Genomic DNA, 19,351 nt, shown 5'->3' with positions numbered 1-19,351 from the left:
GCGTGGTTAAGCACGTAATTTAGAAAAAATAAACCGAATGGAAAATTCGTAATGATTTCGTAAGTAGGCTTGTTCTAGCAATTAATTTTATACGTTGTTGTAAATAGTTATTTTTTTTGCTTTAGTTTTATCCATTTGTTAATCTGCCATATAACACCCCAAATTACAATTATGACCATTATGATATTTGAGATAATTTGAATTAAGAATCCTGAAGTATCTAAAATCAATTCGTTTTCTGTTGCGTATCTATTTTTTAGTTTATGATGATGCCATATCCATATAGAATCATTTTTTGGCAGATAAAATGGGCCTGAGTTATGAATTGTTGAAAAATGGTTAAAATCATCTTTATCTTGTTTAGAAATAAAGACTACTGCATTAGGATCTGTTAGACTTATTTTCTCTGTTAAGTTATTATATAATAGATCATAACCATAATATGAGGGTCCTCCACTTTTACTCCCTACAGATGTTCCTATTCTAACAGCAACAGAGTCAATTTTAACTTTCTTTTTAGTAAATTCTGATTTGTGTATTAAATAGAGAGTCTTTTCCTGAATATTTATAATCATAAACGGAAAAGCAATAAGCATCCAAAAAAAGAAAAGAAGAAATAGCATTACTAATAATTTCCTCCAATAATTGCTAGATATTCTCTTTCTTCTTTCTGCTGAAATATTACTTGACATAATAAGGGTTTTCAATATCTTGCCCGTTACATTGAATTTTTAAAATCCAACGAGCATATTTTGAGAATTCTATATAAATTATATCACCAACATTTACGTTATCAAAATCTTCTTCTAATAGACCGTAATTATAGAAATAAGGATTTTCTTCAAATTCTATTTTATAATGATGGAAGTTATCCATATTTTTACTTTTATATTTTACTTTTAGTTCTATGTGAACTTTAATTCTCTCCTCTAAATCTCTTTTTGTTGGACTTTTATAAAAGAAACGTAGGTATGGTAAAAAAGAAATAATAAAAAAGAGGCAGGCTAAAAATTCAACAAATCCAAAGCCAGGTTTATTTAGTAACCCGATTGAAATAAAACCCAATATAATGTTAGCTATAAACCAAGCAAAATGAGATTTTTTACTCTTTGATTTTATAATTTCCAAATCATGGTTTGAAAAGGGAGCTTCATGTTTTTTCAATTGGTTCAAATTTGAGTATAATTATTTACAACGGTTACGTATAACAGCAGTTGCGGGTTAAATATACGATAATTTTCGGTTTAGAACTACCGTTAGCAATTCCGAGTGGATTCGGACGTAGTCGAATCCGCCGTAATTGCGGTTATACAGTGTTACCAAACGGTTTTTATAATCCGACATAATCAGTTTCTTTTATTTCCAATTTACCAAGTCGGTTATAATTTATTTTAATCGAATACCAAACTCTCCATTGATTGTCCGTATCAGGAACAGCCATGACCGAAGTCAGATAAATATTGTTTTCCGCAATACTGTCAATTTCTGTTGAGAAAAGATTACATTCGGCATAAAATTCAGGAATTAGTTTTTTTTCAAAGTCAGTTTTATCGATTTGTTTTTTGTCAACAATTGAGTCAGTTAAAAGTTTTAAATCAGTTACCATTTTGTGAGAATGGTCTAAGTAGACTTGTTTTCCGTTTTGAGATAAATTCTTAACAATTGAACTATCGTTTAAGCTATAAGTTTTTATTTCAAGGGTATGGTTTAAGTCTACGATTTTAAATTCTTTTTTGCTTGAAATAGTGTCGAGAATTAAAGCCCAATAATTATTAATTGTATCGATATTCTTTTTTGATTTTACCGTTTCTAATTCAGTTTTCTGTTCGAGTTTCGATTGGATTTTGTCTGACTTTTTTCGGTCGCAACTTGATAAAATTGAAAGTGCTAATATTAAACTCAGAAGTTGTTTCATTGTTCGGTTTTCAACTGTTTGGTAACGGTTCGTGTAACCGTCAGTTACGGATAAATATACGAAGTTTTTCGATTTGGCACTGTCGTTAGCAATTCCGAGTGGATTCGGACGTAGTCGAATCCGCCGTAATTGCGGTTATACAGTGTTAGCTGTAGTAATTTTTCTCATTCCGATTGATGTTATGAAAATTCCAATTCCAAACATTAGCCAATAAATAAAGTCAAAATTATAACCAATCAGCCAATTGTCATTAGAGATTCTAACATTGTTCGTCGTAACTATAATTAAGTTTACAATGAAATGAAGCAATATACAATAACCAGCTTTTTTAGTTTTCAAATATATTATTCCGAGTATAATTCCACTTATGAAAGTTGGTATTAAATTATTTGGTGTCTCGATATGTATTATTGAAAAGCAGATACTTGAAATAATTAATGCTATAATCGGTTTATATTTTATTGATAATTTATCTAATAAAAATTTTCTAAAAAATAGTTCCTCGACTATAGGTGCAATTAATAAATTGGAAATGAGACTGTAAATTATAGTAATATTATTTTTAGAATTAAAGAAGTTGTCATTTGTAGAAATTCCTTGATAGGATTCAAGTATTTTATTGAAATCCCAAAACGGTTTATTTATAAGGAATATACCAATTCCAATTATAGGAAGATATAAATATATCCGAGGATCATAATTTTCAATTTTAATAGCTTTTTTAAAATCAAAATTTGGTTTCCAAAAGAAAAAATATATGAGTAAAAATGATCCAACAACAGATATAATTTTAGTTATTCCAAATATATGAGTGAAGTAATTTGGTTCTTCAATGAGAGCTTTAATTGGTAGAAATATTACAAGTTGAATTATTGTCCAAAACACAAACGCTAAAGCTGTATATAAAAATGCTTTAATTATACTCATTTCTTTAACGATTTGGTTTTATTACAGCTAACGGGTACGTATAACCGTCAGTTACGGGATTAAAGTTAATGATTTTCGGTTAAGAACTGACGTCAGCAATTCCGAGCGGATTCGGACGAAGTCGAATCCGCCGTAATTGCGGTTATACATTGTTGTAAGCAGGCTTTTCATTTCAATTATTTTACAGTGTAAACCAATTTTCGTCATATTCCGCTTTAGATTCGTATTCTTTATTAGTTCCGAAATAAATTTCGTTTTCGTGAAAGAATAATAAAGCCCATTCCAAACTTTGGTCAAAAACAGTTAAGTCATCCGAACCTCCGTAAAAAATAGAATCCCAATATTTTACTACAAATTTCCATTTGGTTATCATTCCGTTTCGACCATCCCAAGATAAATACACTTCTTTGTCGAAAGGAATTGCTCTTTGGTATAACCATTTAGTTATTTCTTTTTCATTTCCTTCAAGAATTTTCGCTTTGTCCAAATTCCGAAATAGGTCATTCTTAAAAGGCATTTGACTATGAATTCTACAGTTGCTTATGTAATCAGCAAGAAATTCCGCTCCGGTTTTGTCAAGTGGTTTTAATTCCGCAATATGCTGTTCGGAAAGCAAGTCATATTCTTCTTCCGTAAACCTCCATTTCAGGGTGAATTCGGTCATTGGGATTATATGTTTGTTTAATTCCTCGAATGTCATTTTTCAGCTTGCTTACAACGGTCGCGGCTATGAACAGTTGGGGATTTTATGTCCTAACTTTTCGGTTTAGCACCGACCTTTGTTTTATGTTTATACTTTCGGTTTATCACTATCGCCCCAATTGTTTATAGCCAATGTTGTAGGGCGTTTTTTTATTTCTTTTATGATTCGATAAATTATATACCCAATCGCAATTAGATTGATAATTTGCCAAATATTAAATCCAATGTAATTCACTTTTTGCCAAAAGGTCATACTCTCTAAACTCCAATATTCGCCTTTGCTCTCATCATAAAAATCGTCATAATTCATAAGTAAAAGAGCAAGGACGAAGTATACCGCCAAGTCAAAAATAATTATCCCTATTGCGATTAGAATGTTCTTTATGGTCAAATATCTTTTCATTCTATCCGTCCCAAACTGAAAAGTCGGTTACTTTATTTTTATCAAATTTAATTGTCAGTCGTCCAGTATTAATCCCACGCTTTGAATAGCCCAAATAATAACCAAATTCATTTTCGGTTTTTGATTCTGGTTCTCCAAGTAGTTTTAAAATATCGTTCTTGGACATTCCTTTCAGGTCATAGTTATTTCTCAAACTGTTCATCATATCCCATCTTAACGACCATTCGGTTTCTGATTCCGTCCAGTTTTTCCATTTTGCGGAGTCAAACTTTTCGTGTGTAACTCTTCCTTTAAGAGCAAATCCGATTAGAATTATTAGTCCAATCGTCAAAATTCCATATTTAAGTTTCTTGCTCAATATTTGGTTTCTTTAAATGCCCTACAACGGTCTTGTGTATGGCTCGTTGCGGGAAATCCGAGAGGATTTTCCGCCGTAGAACGAAGATAGCAAATTGCAATGAATTCCGATTAGGAATTCAGCCGCAATGAGCTATACACGTTGTTGCCATTTCGTTGTTTTTTTTCAGATTTTTAATTATTCCACTAAACTTCGTGTTCCACTATTCAGAGTTTGAGTGAATTCACTCAGCGCTTTATTCCACAATATTTTTCAATTCCGATTGAGTGAGAAATTCCGCAACTTACTAAATTCCACATTCAATTGTTTTTCAATTCAGAGTACTAATAAGATTTAAGAAATGTATTTATACTATTTCCCCAAACTGTCATTATCATTATTTCAATTATCTGAAAGAGTAGAATGAAAAGTATAACCTTATAAAACTTCTTCTCTTTTTTCCAAATCAGGATTATTACTGTTATTATTTGAATGATTCCGAATATTAGGTTTAAAGCATAAATAGCTATATCTCCACCAGATACTCCAACATTTTTATAAAAAATAAATGAAAACATTAAAAATGATATCAAACAATTTATTAGAATCCATTTATTTAATTTGGTCATATTTATTTGTCGGTTTTGAGTGCGTTCCGCAATGAATGGCAACGGTTAAATGTATGGTTTCGTTGCGTGAAAATCCGTAGGATTTTCAGCTTTGGAAACTAAGATAGTAAAAACGCCCGAATTTCCGCAAGGAAATTCCGTAGCAATGAACTGTACATATTGTTGTGCAGTGTAAGTCAAAACGCAAACCTTAGCAAATAAATCTCAAAAAGCAAAGTTGTTACGTTCTGCTTGCGTACAGATTGGTGGCAGGCTACTGTGCGTTTGCTTTTTGCCTTTGACTTTAAAAACTAAACATTTAAATAAACACTGACGGAAAAGGAACTGCATTTACCTGCCTTAAAAACTAAAAAAAGGAGTAGAGAAGAAGTTAGTTTTTTTAAACACTTTTTATACTGTACAACGGGTAAGTATAACCGTCAGTTACGGATAAATATACAAAGTTTTTCGGTTTGGCACTGTCGTTAGTAATTCCGAGTGGATTCGGACGTAGTCGAATCCGCCGTAATTGCGGTTATATATTGTTGTAAGCCGTTTTTTTATTCAGTTATTATATTCGGTTTATGTCCTATTTTGAAATTGCAAGAATTGGCAATAAAACACATTTTGTTTGCTACTTTGTGTAGTTCTTTTGCTTTTTCAATCATTTCTTTATCCGTAATTTTTACTTTTGGGTTAAGAGTAACTTCGGTAAATTTTCCGCTTCCATCTTTAGTTTCTTCCATAATTCCTGTAGCATTGTCAGAATATTCAGTTACTATAATGTTGTTTGCCGAACATAGATGCAAATACCAAAGCATATGACAAGCCGATAAAGAAGATAAAAAAAGGTCCTCGGGATTATATTTTGTATTATCTCCCAAAAAAGAAGGGTCTGATGAACCATTAATCCCATTATATTTTCCGTCAGCTATAATTCTATGATTTCTGTTGTATGATTTGTAATTTAAAGTTCCTTTTCCTTCGTTTCCTGTCCATTCAACTTTTATTTCGTAATTGTGCTTTTTCATTTCTGAGTATCAAATTCTTGGTGGTTTTTTCAAATGGCTTACAACGGTTACATGTATGGTTTCGTTGCGTGAAAATCCGTAGGATTTTCAGCTTTAGAAAACTAAGATAGCAAAAACGCTTGAATTTTCGCGAGGAAATTCCGTAGCAATGAACTGTACATATTGTTGTGCAGTGTAAGTCAAAACGCAAACCTTAGCAAATAAACTGCAAAAAGCAAAGTTGTTACGTATTGCTTGCGTACAGATTGGTGGCTATTTACTGTGCGTTTGCTTTTTGCCTTTGTCTTAAAATACTAAACTTTTAAATAAACACCGACGGAAAAGGAACTGTATTTACCTGCCTTAAAAACCTAAAAAAGGAGTAGAGAAGAAGTTAGCTTTTTTAAACACTTTTTATACTGCACAACGGTTACGTATAACAGTAGTTACGGATTAAATATACAATAATTTTCGGTTTGGAACTACCGTTAGCAATTCCGAGTGGATTCGGACGTAGTCGAATCCGCCGTAATTGCGGTTATACATTGTTGTAAACAGTTTTTTCATTCCATTATTTTTGAAATTCCGATTTCCATAAATCCGTTTTTCATTGGTTTTAGAATGCTATCTTTTCGATTAATCAAGTATTCTGTTGTAAAAACTTTATCAGTCAATTCGGTTAAATCAGTTCGTTTAAGAACTAATCGATTGTCAATTATTTCATAATTTCCTTGATAAGTACAACTGTAGTCAGCACGATGATATGAAGCTCCGAACGAACCATTTTTAAACAATTCTAAAGTTCCACTTTTAGGTGTTCCTTCCATTTCGATAAATCCGATTAGTGATTTTTGAGTCCAGAATTTTTTGTCAGGTAAATCGATTATTAAATACCAAACGGTTCCGAAAATCAGAACAAGAATTAACGGAATGAAGTCAAATTTTCCATTCTTTTTTTTGATTCGTATTAGATTCCGAATTGTCAAAATGAGAAGAATTATTATTAATAATCCAAGTAGGAATAAAGAGTTCAAAAAGTTCAAAAGTCCAGAGCAATAATCTCCAATAGGAAGAAATTGGTAAATCAAAATGATTCCAATTATACTTATAATTCCATATTTAGCGAGATTTTTGTTCAAATTGTTTACAACGGTGTTGTGTATGGTTTGTTGCGTTGGTTTAGGTAACTAATTTAGCAAAAAGAAACCGAACCTGAGGAAAATCCGTAGGATTTTCCGAGTAGGGTAGTTGCGAGCAATTAACTATACACGTTGTTGGCTGCAGGCTTTTTCCCATTCAATTTTAGTTTCATCATTATGTCTGTTTGTTCATCATTCCCAAGCTTGAAAATGTGTTTGTCAAACGCTTTAAATCCATTTTTCTCATAAAATCGGATTGCTCTCGGATTTTGTTCCCAAACTCCCAACCAAACATATTTCACATTTTTTTCTTTCGCCAATTCAATGGCTTTATCGTAAAGAATTTGCCCGACCTTTTTTCCGTGAAATTCTTTTAGCACATAAATTCGTTCAATTTCCAGTGCGTTTTTATCCTTTATTTCGGTTTGGGATTGTCCAACGTTCACTTTTAAATATCCGATTGTTTTTTCATTAAGTTCTGCAAAGTAAAATTCAGCATTTTGGTCGGTTAGCTCCGCAGTCAGTTTTTTTGTTGAAAATCCATTTTCCAAATATTCATTCATATTTTCTTCGCTGTTTTCTGAAGAAAAAGTTTCGGCAAAAGTCAGCTTCCCGATTTCTTTTAGTTTTTCAACGTCTTGAACATTTGCTTTTCTGATTTCCATTTTATTTCGTGTGATTTTTTCGGCTTGCAGCCAACGGTTACATGTATGGTTTGTTGCGTGAAAATCCGCAGGATTTTCAGCTTTGGAAACTAAGATAGCAAAAACGCTTGAATTTCCGCAAGGAAATTCCACAGCAATGAACTATACATAGTGTTGTGCAGTGTAAGTTAAGACGCAAAACTTAGCAAATAAATTGCAAAAAGCAAGGTTGTTACGTTCTGCTTGCGTACAGCTTGGTGGCTGGTTACTGTGCGTTTGCTTTTTGCCTTTGCGTTTAAAAACTGATTTTTCAAAAATACACCGATGGAATAGAAACTGCATTTACCTGCCTTTAAAAACTAAAAAAGAAGTAGAGAAGAAGCTGGCTTTTTAAACACTTTTTATGCTGTACAACGGTTAAATGTATGGTTTCGTTGCGTGAAAATCCGTAGGATTTTCAGATTAAGAAACTAATATAGCAAAAACGCCCGAATTTCCGCAAGGAAATTCCACAGCAATGAACTGTACATATTGTTGTGCAGTGTAAGTCAAAACGCAAACCTTAGCAAATAAACCGCAAAAAGCAAAGTTGTTACGTATTGATTGCGTACAGATTTGTGGCAGGCTACCGTGCGTTTGCTTTTTGCCTTTGTCTTTAAATACTGAACTTTTAAATAAACACCGATGGAAAAGGAACTGTATTTACCTGCCTTAAAAACCTAAAAAAGGAGTAGAAAAGAAGTTGGCTTTATAAACACTTTTTATACTGTACAACGGTTTTGTATATAAAAAGTAGCGGAGTAGGGAAGCCGAACTTTTCGGTTTTGTACTAACTCAAATATATGGAAATCACTTTGATTTAAGCACTAAAACCGCTATTTTTTATATACGTTGTTGTGCGTTCGTTTTTTTATCAATTCCATAATTTCTGTATGTATCTTAAATGTCTGTTTAAAGTCATTTAAATTGTTTGCAGTATTTTCCAAAATGACAAGATTCAAGTTTTCCTGTGGATAATAATAGCAAGTAGATACAAATCCAGGTACATAACCCAATGCACCTACTTGAATATTTTGTTCTCCGTCTTTAAAAAGTAGTCCATATCCATAATCAACTGTTTCAAAAATCGGATGGATTCGAGTTGCGTATTTAGTTGTCATCAATTTCAGAGTTTCTTTCGTAACCAATTTTCCCGAATATAAATTTTCGTTCCATTTTTTCAGGTCGGCTGCATTTGATATGAAACTACCGGCTGGAACATAATTGTCTAAACTATTTGTAGCAAAGACCAAAATTCCATTTTCGTTTTCTTCATAGCCTTTTACTAGGTGTTCGTATTTTTTGTTACTAGGATGAAATGTGTTTTTAAGTCCATAATTTTCAAAAAGTTCGGTTGATAATTGTTCAAAAGATTTTTTAGTAACCTTTTCAAGGATTTGAGCGAGCAGTTCATATCCCAATTGGGAATAATGGAATTGTGAGCCTTGTTTAAATTCCAATGGTTTGTTCAAGTCAACAATTCCGTGAGTGTGAATTAACAGGTGATGAATGGTTACTTGTTTTGTCCAAGGCTGATTTATTTGGGTTAAGTATTTTCCAATCGAATCGTCAAGTTCAAGATTTTTCTTTTCATATTCTCTCAAAACCAATACGGCTGTAATTTGTTTGCTTATGGAGCCTATTACAAATTGGTCGTTTATCTCTAGTTTAGTTTCGTTTTCCAAATCAGAAAAACCAATTGCTTTTGAATAGATGTCGGTTGAGTCAACGGAAACCAAAATTACTCCATTGAATTTTTGTCCGCTAATTATTGAGTCAATTCTTAACGACAAGTCAGAATCGTTATTTTGTTTTTTCTGTCCGTTGGTTTGACAGGAAATTAGAAGGTAAAAAGTTATGATTATTAAACTATATTTCATTAAGTGTTCTTCTGTTTTTTCAAATGACGCACAACGGTTACATGTATGGTTTCGTTGCGTGAAAATCCGCAGGATTTTCAGCTTTGAAAACTAAGATAGTAAAAAACGCTTGAATTTCCGCAAGGAAATTCCACAGCAATGAACTATACATAGTGTTGTGCAGTGTAAGTCAAGACGCAAAACTTAGCAAATAAACCGCAAAAAGCAAAATTGTTACGTTCTGCTTGCGTATAGTTTGGTGGCTGGTTACTGTGCGTTTGCTTTTTGCCCTTATTTTTAAAAACTGAACTTTCAAAAATACACCGATGGAATAGAATCTGCATTTACCTGCCTTTAAAAACCAAAAAAGGAGTAGAGAAGAAGTTGTGGCTTTTTAAACACTTTTTATGCTGTACAACGGGTAAGTATAACCGTCAGTTACGGATAAATATACAAAGTTTTTCGGTTTGGCACTGTCGTTAGTAATTCCGAGTGGATTCGGACGTAGTCGAATCCGCCGTAATTGCGGTTATATATTGTTGTAAGCCGTTTTTTTATTCAGTTATTATATTCGGTTTATGTCCTATTTTGAAATTGCAAGAATTGGCAATAAAACACATTTTGTTTGCTACTTTGTGTAGTTCTTTTGCTTTTTCAATCATTTCTTTATCCGTAATTTTTACTTTTGGGTTAAGAGTAACTTCGGTAAATTTTCCGCTTCCATCTTTAGTTTCTTCCATAATTCCTGTAGCATTGTCAGAATATTCAGTTACTATAATGTTGTTTGCCGAACATAGATGCAAATACCAAAGCATATGACAAGCCGATAAAGAAGATAAAAAAAGGTCCTCGGGATTATATTTTGTATTATCTCCCAAAAAAGAAGGGTCTGATGAACCATTAATCCCATTATATTTTCCGTCAGCTATAATTCTATGATTTCTGTTGTATGATTTGTAATTTAAAGTTCCTTTTCCTTCGTTTCCTGTCCATTCAACTTTTATTTCGTAATTGTGCTTTTTCATTTCTGAGTATCAAATTCTTGGTGGTTTTTTCAAATGGCTTACAACGGTTTGTGTATGATTTCGTTGCGTTGGTTTAGCAACTAATTTAGTAAAAAATAAAAGGCAATAATTCAGCGCGAGGATTTTCCGAAGGAAAATCAGAAGCAATGAATTATACACGTTGTTACCCAACGTTTTTATTTTTTTTCTTTGTCAGTTTGCGAATTAATAAAATTCCGCTAATAATTAAGCCAACTACAAATAAGTAAAACACTACTTTTCCAATCAAAAATCCACTTTCATATGCAGAATTGGTTTCCTCATTTTCAGGATTTTCTGGTTCAGCAATTTTTGTATTTGAAACAGCTATTGAATTGAAAAACCTTTCTTTATTTTTTGAAGCTAATTGTTCACTTTCTTCGAAAGTCCAAAATTCGTAGCTTATCAAATTATTGTTTTTGAGAATGACACGTTTATGTCTTAAATTCGGTAATTGAGGATTAGAATTGGCTAAATAAACCATTTCATTTCCAATAATCCCATTTGTGTTAAACTCATTTTGTTTAATTAATTCTCCATTTACCGATTTTAGTACACCGTATAGAAATCCTTCATAGAACTGTGGTAATTCCGATTCAGATATTTTTTGGTTTCCCATATTTCTAATCATTACGAGGTAAACTCCATAGTCGTCGGAAGTTGAATAGTAAATATCTCCATTTTGCGCAGTTTTTTCAGGTGCAACAGGAAATTCGATTGAAGAAAAAACATTCAATTCGGTTTTTGTCCATTCTTGAGCAAAAGAAAGATTTGTAATTAACAAAAGGGCAATTAAGTATTTCATAAAATTATTTGTTTGGTTTTTTTCAAATGTTGGGTAACGGTCTCGGCTATGCGTAGTGCGGGAATTGGAAGCGATAGTTTCCGATTTTGCACAGACTGTAGCGAGCCGTTTTTATATTTGTTATTTTCTGTCAATAAATATACAAAACTGCGAGGGGAATAGAAGCCCCAAACTTCGGTTTTGCCGTTCAGCCCGCATTACGTATAGCCATTGTTGTAGGTAGTGCTTATTTTTCAAATATTTCAATGTCTGATATTTTTATTGTTCCATTTCTCGGTTCAGCGTTGTCTGAATAAACTATCCATTCCAAAACTTTGTCAGAATTCTCAAATTTTCCATTAAGTTTTATGTCTTTTAGGTGTAAACATCTAGTTGGTAAGATTGGGTCATATCTTGATGGTCCATATTTAGGACTAGCATAACCTCCATTCATTGTTGGAATATATGTCGAGTCCACAACATCTCGAATAGTGTTTTCCATAAATATGCTTGCGACTCCACTTTTTGATTCTTCCTCTTCTTTCAAATATTCTTGTGGAATATTGATATATGCATTTAAGTAATTTGCTAATACTTTTCCGTTATTTCTAGCCCAAACTCTTAATGTATAGTTAGTTTTATATTCTTTTGTCGGTTCTGCTTTTTGAAACATTCCATCATTTCCGATTGAGAATGAAGGAATTCCATAAGTTGGTTTAGTAACTTCATAAGTCTTTTTGGTTATCTCTAATTCAAGGTCGATAACTGGTGATTTAGTCCGATTTAAAATGTCCCTTATTTCATAATCGTACATTGGTTCCGAATTAAAATTGAACCTTTTATAGTATTTTCGGTCGTTTGCTTGATGAGCTGTATTACTTTTAGGAATTTCAACAGCGTAAACTACTTCATCAGATTGTTCGTTAACGGTAATTGAATGAATTTTAATTCCGTCGATTCTTGGTCGAATTTTACTTTGAATGATTTGTTCAAGCCATTCTTTAGTAATCTCTTTTCGGTTTATTGCGTCAATAGATTCGGGTAAATGCCTATTAATTTTATCTTCCTTTATTCCATAAATTATTAGTCCTCCGTCGGAATTAGCAAAAGCAGAAACATCTTTGGAAATTTCATTAGTTTTTTTGTCATTACGTTGTAATGAACCAGATGCTTTGTAGTCAAGATTTAGGTTTTCCTCGACTTTGTTTTCTATGTAACTATTAATTTTATTTAAATCCATTTTTCAATTTAGGACGATTTTCTCGCATTACCTACAACGGTTAAATGTATGGTTTCGTTGCGTGAAAATCCGTAGGATTTTCAGATTTAAGAAACTAAGATAGTAAAATGCGCCCGAATTTCCGCAAGGAAATTCCGTAGCAATGAACTGTACATATTGTTGTGCAGTGTAAGTCAAAACGCAAAACTTAGCAAACTAACCGCAAAAAGCAAAGTTGTTACGTATTGCTTGCGTACAGATTTGTGGCAGGCTACCGTGCGTTTGCTTTTTGCCTTTGTTTTAAAATACTGAACTTTTAAATAAACACCGACGGAAAAGGAACTGCATTTACCTGCCTTAAAAAACTGAAAAAGGAGTAGAGAAGAAGTTGGCTTTTTTAAACACTTTTTATACTGCACAACGGGTAAGTATAACCGTCAGTTACGGCTAAATATACGAAGTTTTTCGGTTTAGCACTGACGTTAGCAATTCCGAGTGGATTCGGACGTAGTCGAATCCGCCGTAATTGCGGTTATACATTGTTGTATGTAGTGCTTTATTTTCCATTATACAATTCGGTCACTTTTTGTAAATCAGTCGAACTGTTTATTTGATAAAAATAATTCAGTTGCCATTTTTGAGTTCGTTCTGCTTGTTTGTTTTTCGCAATATCCCAATTCGGATAAACTCTGAATGCTCGTTTTCCCTCTTTCTTTTCAGTTGAGATAATTCCTTTTTTAATTAGTATAGACTTCGGAAATACAAACTGTCCAAATTCATTTTCAGTCCGAACATTTACAGTGTAAAAATCAAATTGGTCATTTTCATCGAACGGTTCAATCGGGCCATTTTCATTTCGCTTCCAAAATGTAACAAATTGTCCGACTTTTTTTGGTGTTATTTTAGCATTTCTATTCAAAATATTCAGTCCGTTTAGTTGAAATCGACAAGCATCATATTCTTTACTTTCAGTTTCGACTATAAAATCGGAAATCTCAAGTGAGCACTTGTCATAAATTTCCGTTTTAATTTGGTTTAGATTTTTGTCCATTTGCTGAATTTCTGTCGGTATTTTCAATTCTCATTGTTGCGTTTTGGGCATTACATACAACGGTGAGTATATGCAAAGTAGGTGATTGTGGGATTCAAACTTATCAAACCATTACGATTTTGAAGTGGGCTACACCCCTTAAATTTACTACTATTTCGCCTATTTTGTATATACATTGTTAGCTTGCGTTTGTTATCTTCACAACTCTATAATTAAAAATCCTTTTATCAAATCCATTTTTTAAATTACAATTTACATTATATAAAATCAGAAAATCACCAACCTTAAGTTTTTCAAAATCCGCAATCGTTTCTTTACTAAGAATTCCAGTAGTATTTGTACCATTGATTACAATTTTATCATCTCGCAATATTTTATAATCAAACGAGTTTAGTACAAACATATGTCCATTTTTTCCTGTTCCTAAATCTGTTAATAATTCGAACTCCTTAATTCTTTTAATTTCGTCTATGCCTACCTGTGAGCCAAGTGTTAATCCATAAAATGAGCTTTCATCCTTGTCATTAAGTTGATAAGAATAAAAAAATGGTTCAGGCAACCTTTTAGGGAATAGAATTTTATATCCGACTTGTTTTTCTCCAAAAAAAAATTTCAATTGACAATAAGAAGAGTTAGGATTTGGTGTTAAAGTTAACAAACCGCTCGAAATAGTTGATGCTATTCCACCTTCACATTCTACTTTTATGCTATCAATAGGGAACTCCAAGTCTTGATTTGGCTCAATTGCAATCGTATTAGGAATGTTTTTGTAGATAGTCTGATTTGTTATTGGTTCTATGTCAATAAAATATTGAGAATACTGCAACTGCGCAAAAGTACTTGTTGTTAAACCAATATAAATAAACATACCTAAGAATCTTTTCATACTAATAATCTATTGTTTGTGTACTGTATCGTCTTTATAATGCAAGCTAACGGTATTGTGTAAACGTCAGTTGCTGTGATTTTGTACTAAGATAGCAAAAAAACGCGAGCGTTTGGATTTAGCTAGATTTTTCCGCAGGAAAAATCAGCCAGCAATTGCGCTTACACGTTGTTGTAAAACGTTTTTGTTTTTCTATTTAATTCCGAAAGGTTTTGATGTTAATTCATTCAACCATTCAGTTCCATAAATCCTATTCATATATTCATAAATCATTTGATTATTCTTTATGGTGTTTTTAAACGACAAAGGGTCAATCATACAATTTTTTTTCACAAGTCCTATTCCGTATTTTTCTTTAAATTCTAAATATTCTTTTGGCACTGAACTGTCTATTCCGTGCATAATGAAGTTTAGAGTACCAGATTCGATTCGTTGCTTTATTTGCTCATCAGTTAAATCTGTTTCTAATTCTAGTGATGGTACGTAGATTCCATTCTCAGCTAGTTCACTTTTAGAAAATAACTTAATGGTTACGGTATTATTCTTTTCGTTAATTCGTTTTGGGTAGGTGGTATATCCTATAAAGTCTTTTGAAATGAAACTAAATTTATATTTTCCTTTTTCTGGAAGAGTAACTTTAAAGTTTTCTATTTGATTGATTTCAATTCTTTGATTAGTTTCAATTATAAGAAGTTCAGCTGAAATGTTTTCTTTTTCTGTAAATTTTTCAAATACAATTGTTACTTCAATTTCTTTAGCAAAGGAAGCTAAGGAGAATAGGGTAAAGGCTAAAATGAAGATGATATTTCTCATAATGTTTGAATTTTACTTATTTTATCACGGGTCATAATGTTTTACAACGGTCTCGGCTATGAGTAGTTGCGTGGTTTAGCACTTAACTTAGCAAGTACACACCAAACTGAAAATCCGCGAGGATTTTCAGAAGTAGGCGAGAACAAGCAATTACTTATAGCCATTGTTAGCGGTAGTTTTTATTATTTCGTATTCTGTATGTTCTTATAATATTTTCTAATTCTCTGTGTGTTACATTCAGAGAGTCAATTTCTATTTTTTCAAATTCTTCTTCATCGTAGAAATAAGTCAGATAAGATTTAGCTGATTTGCCATAACCTTCTTGAACAACCTCTTCACTTTCTATATTCGACCAACTTTTAAATTCTACGTTATTAGTTTGTATTCCTTTCGAGTCAATTATTATTTGTGGTTCGTTATTGAATGCTTTTTGAGATTGTTTTATTGAGTTATAAATTCCAACACCTATTAATATAACTCCCAAAATATAATTCATTGTAGTTCCTTGAAAGAAAAAGTAAACTCCACCAATAGTTATTAAAATTGAAACTCCTAATTCTGCATAATTGTAAATTTTCGAATAATGAATTTTCATTTTTGGTGGAAGAGAGTAATCTTCTCGATATTCATCTTCTTGCTCAAATTTCTTTTCAAGTTTTTTTAGTTTACTCTTATCCTCGGTATTTCTTATTTCCGTTTTTTCAAAAATATTTCCGTCATTCCAAATCAATTTTTCTTGGATAGCTCTTTTCTTTAACTCGTGTACGTTTCTCACATTCTCAAATGCCCAAATTCTCCATTTGGTAATCATAAAGCTCCAAATTAACCAAGCTAAAACAGACCCTATCAAAAAAGCTATTCCAATTCCCCAACCAGGAATTAAATTCTGTTTTGATAAGTATAAAGCCAAAGCTGGACAGCCAATAATTGCGATAAATACAGGAACATTCACAATTAAATGTCCTCTTTTTATTGCTTTATCAACTGTTATTTGTTCTCTCATTCAGATTTTGGTTCAAATTACCGCTAACGGTGTTGTATATGAAAAGTAGCAGGTTCTACGCACTAACTTTTCGGATTATAACAGACCTTTAATTTATTCATTTTGTTTCTTTTAAGCGATTAAACCGCTATTTTTTATATACGTTGTTGTACTGCGTTATTATTGGATTTGCTGGTATTTCCTCCTTCGCTTTTCAAAGGCAATTTCTCCACCTTCAAGGATTTGGCAAATCTTTGAATTAATCAATTGATTCTCTAAACTTCCCGAAACATAATTTAGTTCTCCGTCAATATTTGAGGCAACAATTACTTGTTCCGCATCAGCATTTACAACTAAATTAGCATTATGGGTTACAATAATTACTTGTCTATATTGTTTCAATTCCTTGAATAAGGTGATTAAATTTTGCATAATAAATTCATTATCTAAATCATCCTCTGGTTGATCAAAAATGATTGGTTTAGAAAATGCTTCTGTCGCAAGCATCATTTTTAAATAGACCGTTCCTTTTTGACCAACTGAAATCTTATTTAAATCTTTTCCTTTGTATTTAAGGATTGGAAATACTTTTAAATACTGTTTACGCTCTGATTCTTTAAAGAATATGTTTTTTAGGGTTTTACTATGAATATTATCACTTTCATAAAAGTCTTGATACTTGTTTTTTAGAAAATTGAAAAAGGAATCTAAATCGTTTATCTCAAACGCATTTTTTTGCGCTTCTCTATTTCCTTTAATTCTCCATTTTGCACCATCAATGGAATGATAGATTAAGCCGTAAAATTTTTCAATGTCAAAATCTATTTTAACCTCTATTTCAAGGTCTGTTAAAAGATTTTTCATAATGGCTTTTTGAGAAAGATTTAATCCTTCTTTAGAATCTACATCTTTGAATTCACCCCAATTTTTCAACAATTCAGAAATTTGTGATTCATAGTCTGCTTTAATTTTGTCGATAAGCGAAATATGTTCTTGGTCTGAAAAGAATATCTTTTTTTTAAGTTTCGTTAATTCTTCACTTTTCGATTTTGAACTTGCAATCTTCTCTCGTATTTCTGATAAGTTTTTTTGAAACTTGTCTATATCGTTTAATAATGTCGTTAAATCACCTTTATAATCTTTAAATTCTTCCTTTACAGCTGAAATTATAACAGTTATTTTTTCAATCTCTTTTTGTAATTCAGATTTCCAAGCAATTATTTCATCAAATTGTTTCTTTAAAGTACTAAGTTTAATTAACGATATTTTCGAGGCTTTACCATTAACGCTTCTAATTTTTTGATTTAGTTCCTCAATTGAATTATTTAGACTTACCTCTAATTCATTTAATTCTTTGAGTTTAGAGTTTAGGTTGTTCCTGTTTCTAAGGTTTTCAGAGTATTTCTCTAGTTTATCTTTATTTTCACTTGTCGTAATATTGCTGATAAAATCATTAATTGCTTTTTCTTGGCTTTCTAAATACTTGATTGAGTTTATTAGATTGCCTTCTTCATCTTTTGCCTCAAAAAAACGATTCAATTCGTGGAATTTTTGCAATGAATCTAATATTTGTTGGTCAAGTTCCTTATCAAATTCTGGTTCTTTTAGTTTTGCGAGTTTTCTTATTGAATTCGCAAGTTGAAATTGTTTGTCTTTTTTCTCTACTAAAGTTTTTAAACGCCCTTGATTTATATAAATAAACTCTACTGCTTTTTTGTCTTCTGTTAGGTCAAAGTTTATAATGTCATCATCTGATTGGTTGGATTTATGATATGATAAATTTACCTCTCCATTTTTATTAAAAACACCCTCTTTTGAATGTTCTTGACCTATAAAGCTACTGGCTACATAATCGGTAAGCATACTTTTTCCTTCTCCACGACCACCAATTATCGTAACTAAATTTTGATTTAAAGGAATACCTTCATTATGTGAAAAATTTAAGTCATCTTCATCTTGAAAGACATTCAAATTGTTTTTAAATTTAATGTTAGAAATGTAAGGTTTGTCAAATTCAAGAATAGGGTTTTTATCAGAAATTTTGATTCTTTCCTCTGGTTCATAAAGAATTTGTATTAATCCGTCAAAAGTTGGGTCAGCTTTAATCCAACAATACCTATTATCATCAGGATTGAATATTTTGTCATTTGAATGAGCATCACAACCGTGAAAGCAAGGTTTTAAAGACCCACATTTTCGTATTACCGTTTGTTCATCATCAACACTTTGACCTATAAAATAATTCCTATCTCTTTCGTTTGACGAGAATATTGCATCTGAAAATTGATATAAGCTTTGGCGTGTAGCATCTAATTGTGATTCATTTTTGTTTATGAAAAAATCTTGATGTTTCACAATTCCTGTAACACCATCAGTACTTTTATTAGACGCTATAATTATTGTATTTTCTCGTAGTTTTCGGTCATTTTTAAATATTGAGTCGAGGGAATCTAATGTTATTACAAATTGTTCAACCCCTTTTTTATATGCTGTTTCTTCATCTAATGTTTGATTATTAGAATGATCTCTTCCAAACCTTATTAGTTCTTGTTTGGTAGCCGAGTAACTGCTATTTGAATTTGTGAATTTGAGCTTAGCTAAAAACCTTGTTTCAATTTCAGAATCTATTTCATTGTTAAAAATACAATGTAAGTTAATTGGTGTTGCAGAACCTGTCACAGGTAAAACTCTCAGTTCGATATTTGGTAAGACAAGGTCAAATTGTTTTGTTATTTTCCCTTCCGTTTGTAACTGTTTAAATTTGAAATAGTTTTCGATACTAAAATAATCTGTTATTCCAAGTACAGAAATTTCTTTATCAGAATCATTAATTGAAGTAACGTAATTATCCCATTTTTCTTCAAGAGTTGCACCTGTAAACTGGTCATTCTTTTTCGTTCCTGGTGTGTGAATATGTAAATCCCAAATTCTCCATTCAGAACCTTTAGGGTAATTTTTACTCATATGTTCAATTTTTCTTTAATGCAGTA

Annotated in this window: 20 protein-coding genes; all 20 read right to left on the bottom strand. The window is 31.8% G+C overall.

Annotated elements, in window-relative coordinates:
• Window positions 1-107 precede the first annotated feature (107 nt).
• Complete coding sequence (locus tag JMA43_RS13455) at window positions 108-692, bottom strand: hypothetical protein (protein WP_342157217.1); 585 nt, start codon at window positions 690-692, stop codon at window positions 108-110.
• Complete coding sequence (locus JMA43_RS13450) at window positions 682-1,164, bottom strand: hypothetical protein (RefSeq protein WP_342157216.1); 483 nt, start codon at window positions 1,162-1,164, stop codon at window positions 682-684. The genes JMA43_RS13455 and JMA43_RS13450 overlap by 11 nt, the downstream gene beginning before the upstream one ends.
• A 57-nt stretch (window positions 1,165-1,221) precedes the next feature.
• Window positions 1,222-1,344, bottom strand: coding sequence for a hypothetical protein (locus tag JMA43_RS13445; protein WP_342157215.1), 123 nt, complete (start codon window positions 1,342-1,344; stop codon window positions 1,222-1,224).
• The gene (locus JMA43_RS13440; protein WP_342157213.1) at window positions 1,331-1,915 is read right to left on the bottom strand and encodes a hypothetical protein; all 585 of its coding nucleotides are present in this window, start codon (window positions 1,913-1,915) and stop codon (window positions 1,331-1,333) included. The genes JMA43_RS13445 and JMA43_RS13440 overlap by 14 nt, the downstream gene beginning before the upstream one ends.
• A 135-nt stretch (window positions 1,916-2,050) precedes the next feature.
• The gene (locus tag JMA43_RS13435) at window positions 2,051-2,842 is read right to left on the bottom strand and encodes a CPBP family intramembrane glutamic endopeptidase (RefSeq protein WP_342157211.1); all 792 of its coding nucleotides are present in this window, start codon (window positions 2,840-2,842) and stop codon (window positions 2,051-2,053) included.
• A 181-nt stretch (window positions 2,843-3,023) separates the two neighbouring features.
• Window positions 3,024-3,506, bottom strand: a complete 483-nt coding sequence (locus JMA43_RS13430) for a hypothetical protein (protein ID WP_342157209.1) — start codon at window positions 3,504-3,506, stop codon at window positions 3,024-3,026.
• Between the two features lie 126 nt (window positions 3,507-3,632).
• Complete coding sequence (locus tag JMA43_RS13425) at window positions 3,633-3,887, bottom strand: hypothetical protein (RefSeq protein WP_342157207.1); 255 nt, start codon at window positions 3,885-3,887, stop codon at window positions 3,633-3,635.
• A gap of 61 nt (window positions 3,888-3,948) precedes the next feature.
• Complete coding sequence (locus tag JMA43_RS13420; protein ID WP_342157206.1) at window positions 3,949-4,278, bottom strand: hypothetical protein; 330 nt, start codon at window positions 4,276-4,278, stop codon at window positions 3,949-3,951.
• A 1,174-nt stretch (window positions 4,279-5,452) separates the two neighbouring features.
• The gene (locus JMA43_RS13415; protein WP_342157202.1) at window positions 5,453-5,923 is read right to left on the bottom strand and encodes an OsmC family protein; all 471 of its coding nucleotides are present in this window, start codon (window positions 5,921-5,923) and stop codon (window positions 5,453-5,455) included.
• 542 nt (window positions 5,924-6,465) lie between these two features.
• Complete coding sequence (locus JMA43_RS13410) at window positions 6,466-6,729, bottom strand: hypothetical protein (protein ID WP_342157205.1); 264 nt, start codon at window positions 6,727-6,729, stop codon at window positions 6,466-6,468.
• A gap of 431 nt (window positions 6,730-7,160) precedes the next feature.
• A complete protein-coding gene (locus JMA43_RS13405) occupies window positions 7,161-7,706 on the bottom strand; it encodes a GNAT family N-acetyltransferase (RefSeq protein ID WP_342157204.1) in 546 nt (181 codons plus the stop codon).
• 854 nt (window positions 7,707-8,560) lie between these two features.
• Window positions 8,561-9,604, bottom strand: coding sequence for a serine hydrolase domain-containing protein (locus tag JMA43_RS13400; protein ID WP_342157203.1), 1,044 nt, complete (start codon window positions 9,602-9,604; stop codon window positions 8,561-8,563).
• 533 nt (window positions 9,605-10,137) lie between these two features.
• Entirely contained in the window at window positions 10,138-10,608 is a 471-nt protein-coding gene (locus JMA43_RS13395) for an OsmC family protein (RefSeq protein WP_342157202.1), read from the bottom strand.
• A gap of 163 nt (window positions 10,609-10,771) precedes the next feature.
• On the bottom strand, window positions 10,772-11,431 hold the full coding sequence (locus JMA43_RS13390) for a hypothetical protein (protein ID WP_342157201.1): 660 nt from the start codon (window positions 11,429-11,431) through the stop codon (window positions 10,772-10,774).
• 226 nt (window positions 11,432-11,657) lie between these two features.
• Window positions 11,658-12,650, bottom strand: a complete 993-nt coding sequence (locus JMA43_RS13385; protein WP_342157200.1) for an AlbA family DNA-binding domain-containing protein — start codon at window positions 12,648-12,650, stop codon at window positions 11,658-11,660.
• A 535-nt stretch (window positions 12,651-13,185) separates the two neighbouring features.
• Window positions 13,186-13,680, bottom strand: a complete 495-nt coding sequence (locus JMA43_RS13380) for a MepB family protein (protein WP_342157199.1) — start codon at window positions 13,678-13,680, stop codon at window positions 13,186-13,188.
• A gap of 178 nt (window positions 13,681-13,858) precedes the next feature.
• Window positions 13,859-14,566 (bottom strand): hypothetical protein, encoded by a 708-nt coding sequence (locus tag JMA43_RS13375; protein ID WP_342157198.1) that lies wholly within the window; start codon window positions 14,564-14,566, stop codon window positions 13,859-13,861.
• 192 nt (window positions 14,567-14,758) lie between these two features.
• Window positions 14,759-15,379, bottom strand: a complete 621-nt coding sequence (locus JMA43_RS13370) for an FEKKY domain-containing protein (RefSeq protein ID WP_342157197.1) — start codon at window positions 15,377-15,379, stop codon at window positions 14,759-14,761.
• 166 nt (window positions 15,380-15,545) lie between these two features.
• Window positions 15,546-16,382 (bottom strand): hypothetical protein, encoded by an 837-nt coding sequence (locus tag JMA43_RS13365; RefSeq protein WP_342157196.1) that lies wholly within the window; start codon window positions 16,380-16,382, stop codon window positions 15,546-15,548.
• 159 nt (window positions 16,383-16,541) lie between these two features.
• The gene (locus tag JMA43_RS13360; protein ID WP_342157195.1) at window positions 16,542-19,325 is read right to left on the bottom strand and encodes a TrlF family AAA-like ATPase; all 2,784 of its coding nucleotides are present in this window, start codon (window positions 19,323-19,325) and stop codon (window positions 16,542-16,544) included.
• Window positions 19,326-19,351 lie beyond the last annotated feature (26 nt).

It is taken from the genome of Joostella sp. CR20, from assembly GCF_038433465.1.
GTDB lineage: Bacteria > Bacteroidota > Bacteroidia > Flavobacteriales > Flavobacteriaceae > Galbibacter.
The sequence above is the reverse complement of the archived record's forward strand: the minus strand, read 5'-3'. Positions and strand labels throughout refer to the sequence as shown.

What these genes read in the sequence shown, in the direction of transcription:
- JMA43_RS13415 (WP_342157202.1), bottom strand. Translation starts at nt 5,923, where the DNA reads ATGAAAAAGCACAATTACGAAATAAAAGTTGAATGGACAGGAAACGAA.
- JMA43_RS13360 (WP_342157195.1), bottom strand. Translation starts at nt 19,325, where the DNA reads ATGAGTAAAAATTACCCTAAAGGTTCTGAATGGAGAATTTGGGATTTA.
- JMA43_RS13390 (WP_342157201.1), bottom strand. Translation starts at nt 11,431, where the DNA reads ATGAAATACTTAATTGCCCTTTTGTTAATTACAAATCTTTCTTTTGCT.
- JMA43_RS13375 (WP_342157198.1), bottom strand. Translation starts at nt 14,566, where the DNA reads ATGAAAAGATTCTTAGGTATGTTTATTTATATTGGTTTAACAACAAGT.
- JMA43_RS13435 (WP_342157211.1), bottom strand. Translation starts at nt 2,842, where the DNA reads ATGAGTATAATTAAAGCATTTTTATATACAGCTTTAGCGTTTGTGTTT.
- JMA43_RS13440 (WP_342157213.1), bottom strand. Translation starts at nt 1,915, where the DNA reads ATGAAACAACTTCTGAGTTTAATATTAGCACTTTCAATTTTATCAAGT.
- JMA43_RS13455 (WP_342157217.1), bottom strand. Translation starts at nt 692, where the DNA reads ATGTCAAGTAATATTTCAGCAGAAAGAAGAAAGAGAATATCTAGCAAT.
- JMA43_RS13430 (WP_342157209.1), bottom strand. Translation starts at nt 3,506, where the DNA reads ATGACCGAATTCACCCTGAAATGGAGGTTTACGGAAGAAGAATATGAC.
- JMA43_RS13380 (WP_342157199.1), bottom strand. Translation starts at nt 13,680, where the DNA reads ATGGACAAAAATCTAAACCAAATTAAAACGGAAATTTATGACAAGTGC.
- JMA43_RS13370 (WP_342157197.1), bottom strand. Translation starts at nt 15,379, where the DNA reads ATGAGAAATATCATCTTCATTTTAGCCTTTACCCTATTCTCCTTAGCT.
- JMA43_RS13395 (WP_342157202.1), bottom strand. Translation starts at nt 10,608, where the DNA reads ATGAAAAAGCACAATTACGAAATAAAAGTTGAATGGACAGGAAACGAA.
- JMA43_RS13400 (WP_342157203.1), bottom strand. Translation starts at nt 9,604, where the DNA reads ATGAAATATAGTTTAATAATCATAACTTTTTACCTTCTAATTTCCTGT.
- JMA43_RS13405 (WP_342157204.1), bottom strand. Translation starts at nt 7,706, where the DNA reads ATGGAAATCAGAAAAGCAAATGTTCAAGACGTTGAAAAACTAAAAGAA.
- JMA43_RS13445 (WP_342157215.1), bottom strand. Translation starts at nt 1,344, where the DNA reads ATGTCGGATTATAAAAACCGTTTGGTAACACTGTATAACCGCAATTAC.
- JMA43_RS13410 (WP_342157205.1), bottom strand. Translation starts at nt 6,729, where the DNA reads ATGGAAGGAACACCTAAAAGTGGAACTTTAGAATTGTTTAAAAATGGT.
- JMA43_RS13365 (WP_342157196.1), bottom strand. Translation starts at nt 16,382, where the DNA reads ATGAGAGAACAAATAACAGTTGATAAAGCAATAAAAAGAGGACATTTA.
- JMA43_RS13385 (WP_342157200.1), bottom strand. Translation starts at nt 12,650, where the DNA reads ATGGATTTAAATAAAATTAATAGTTACATAGAAAACAAAGTCGAGGAA.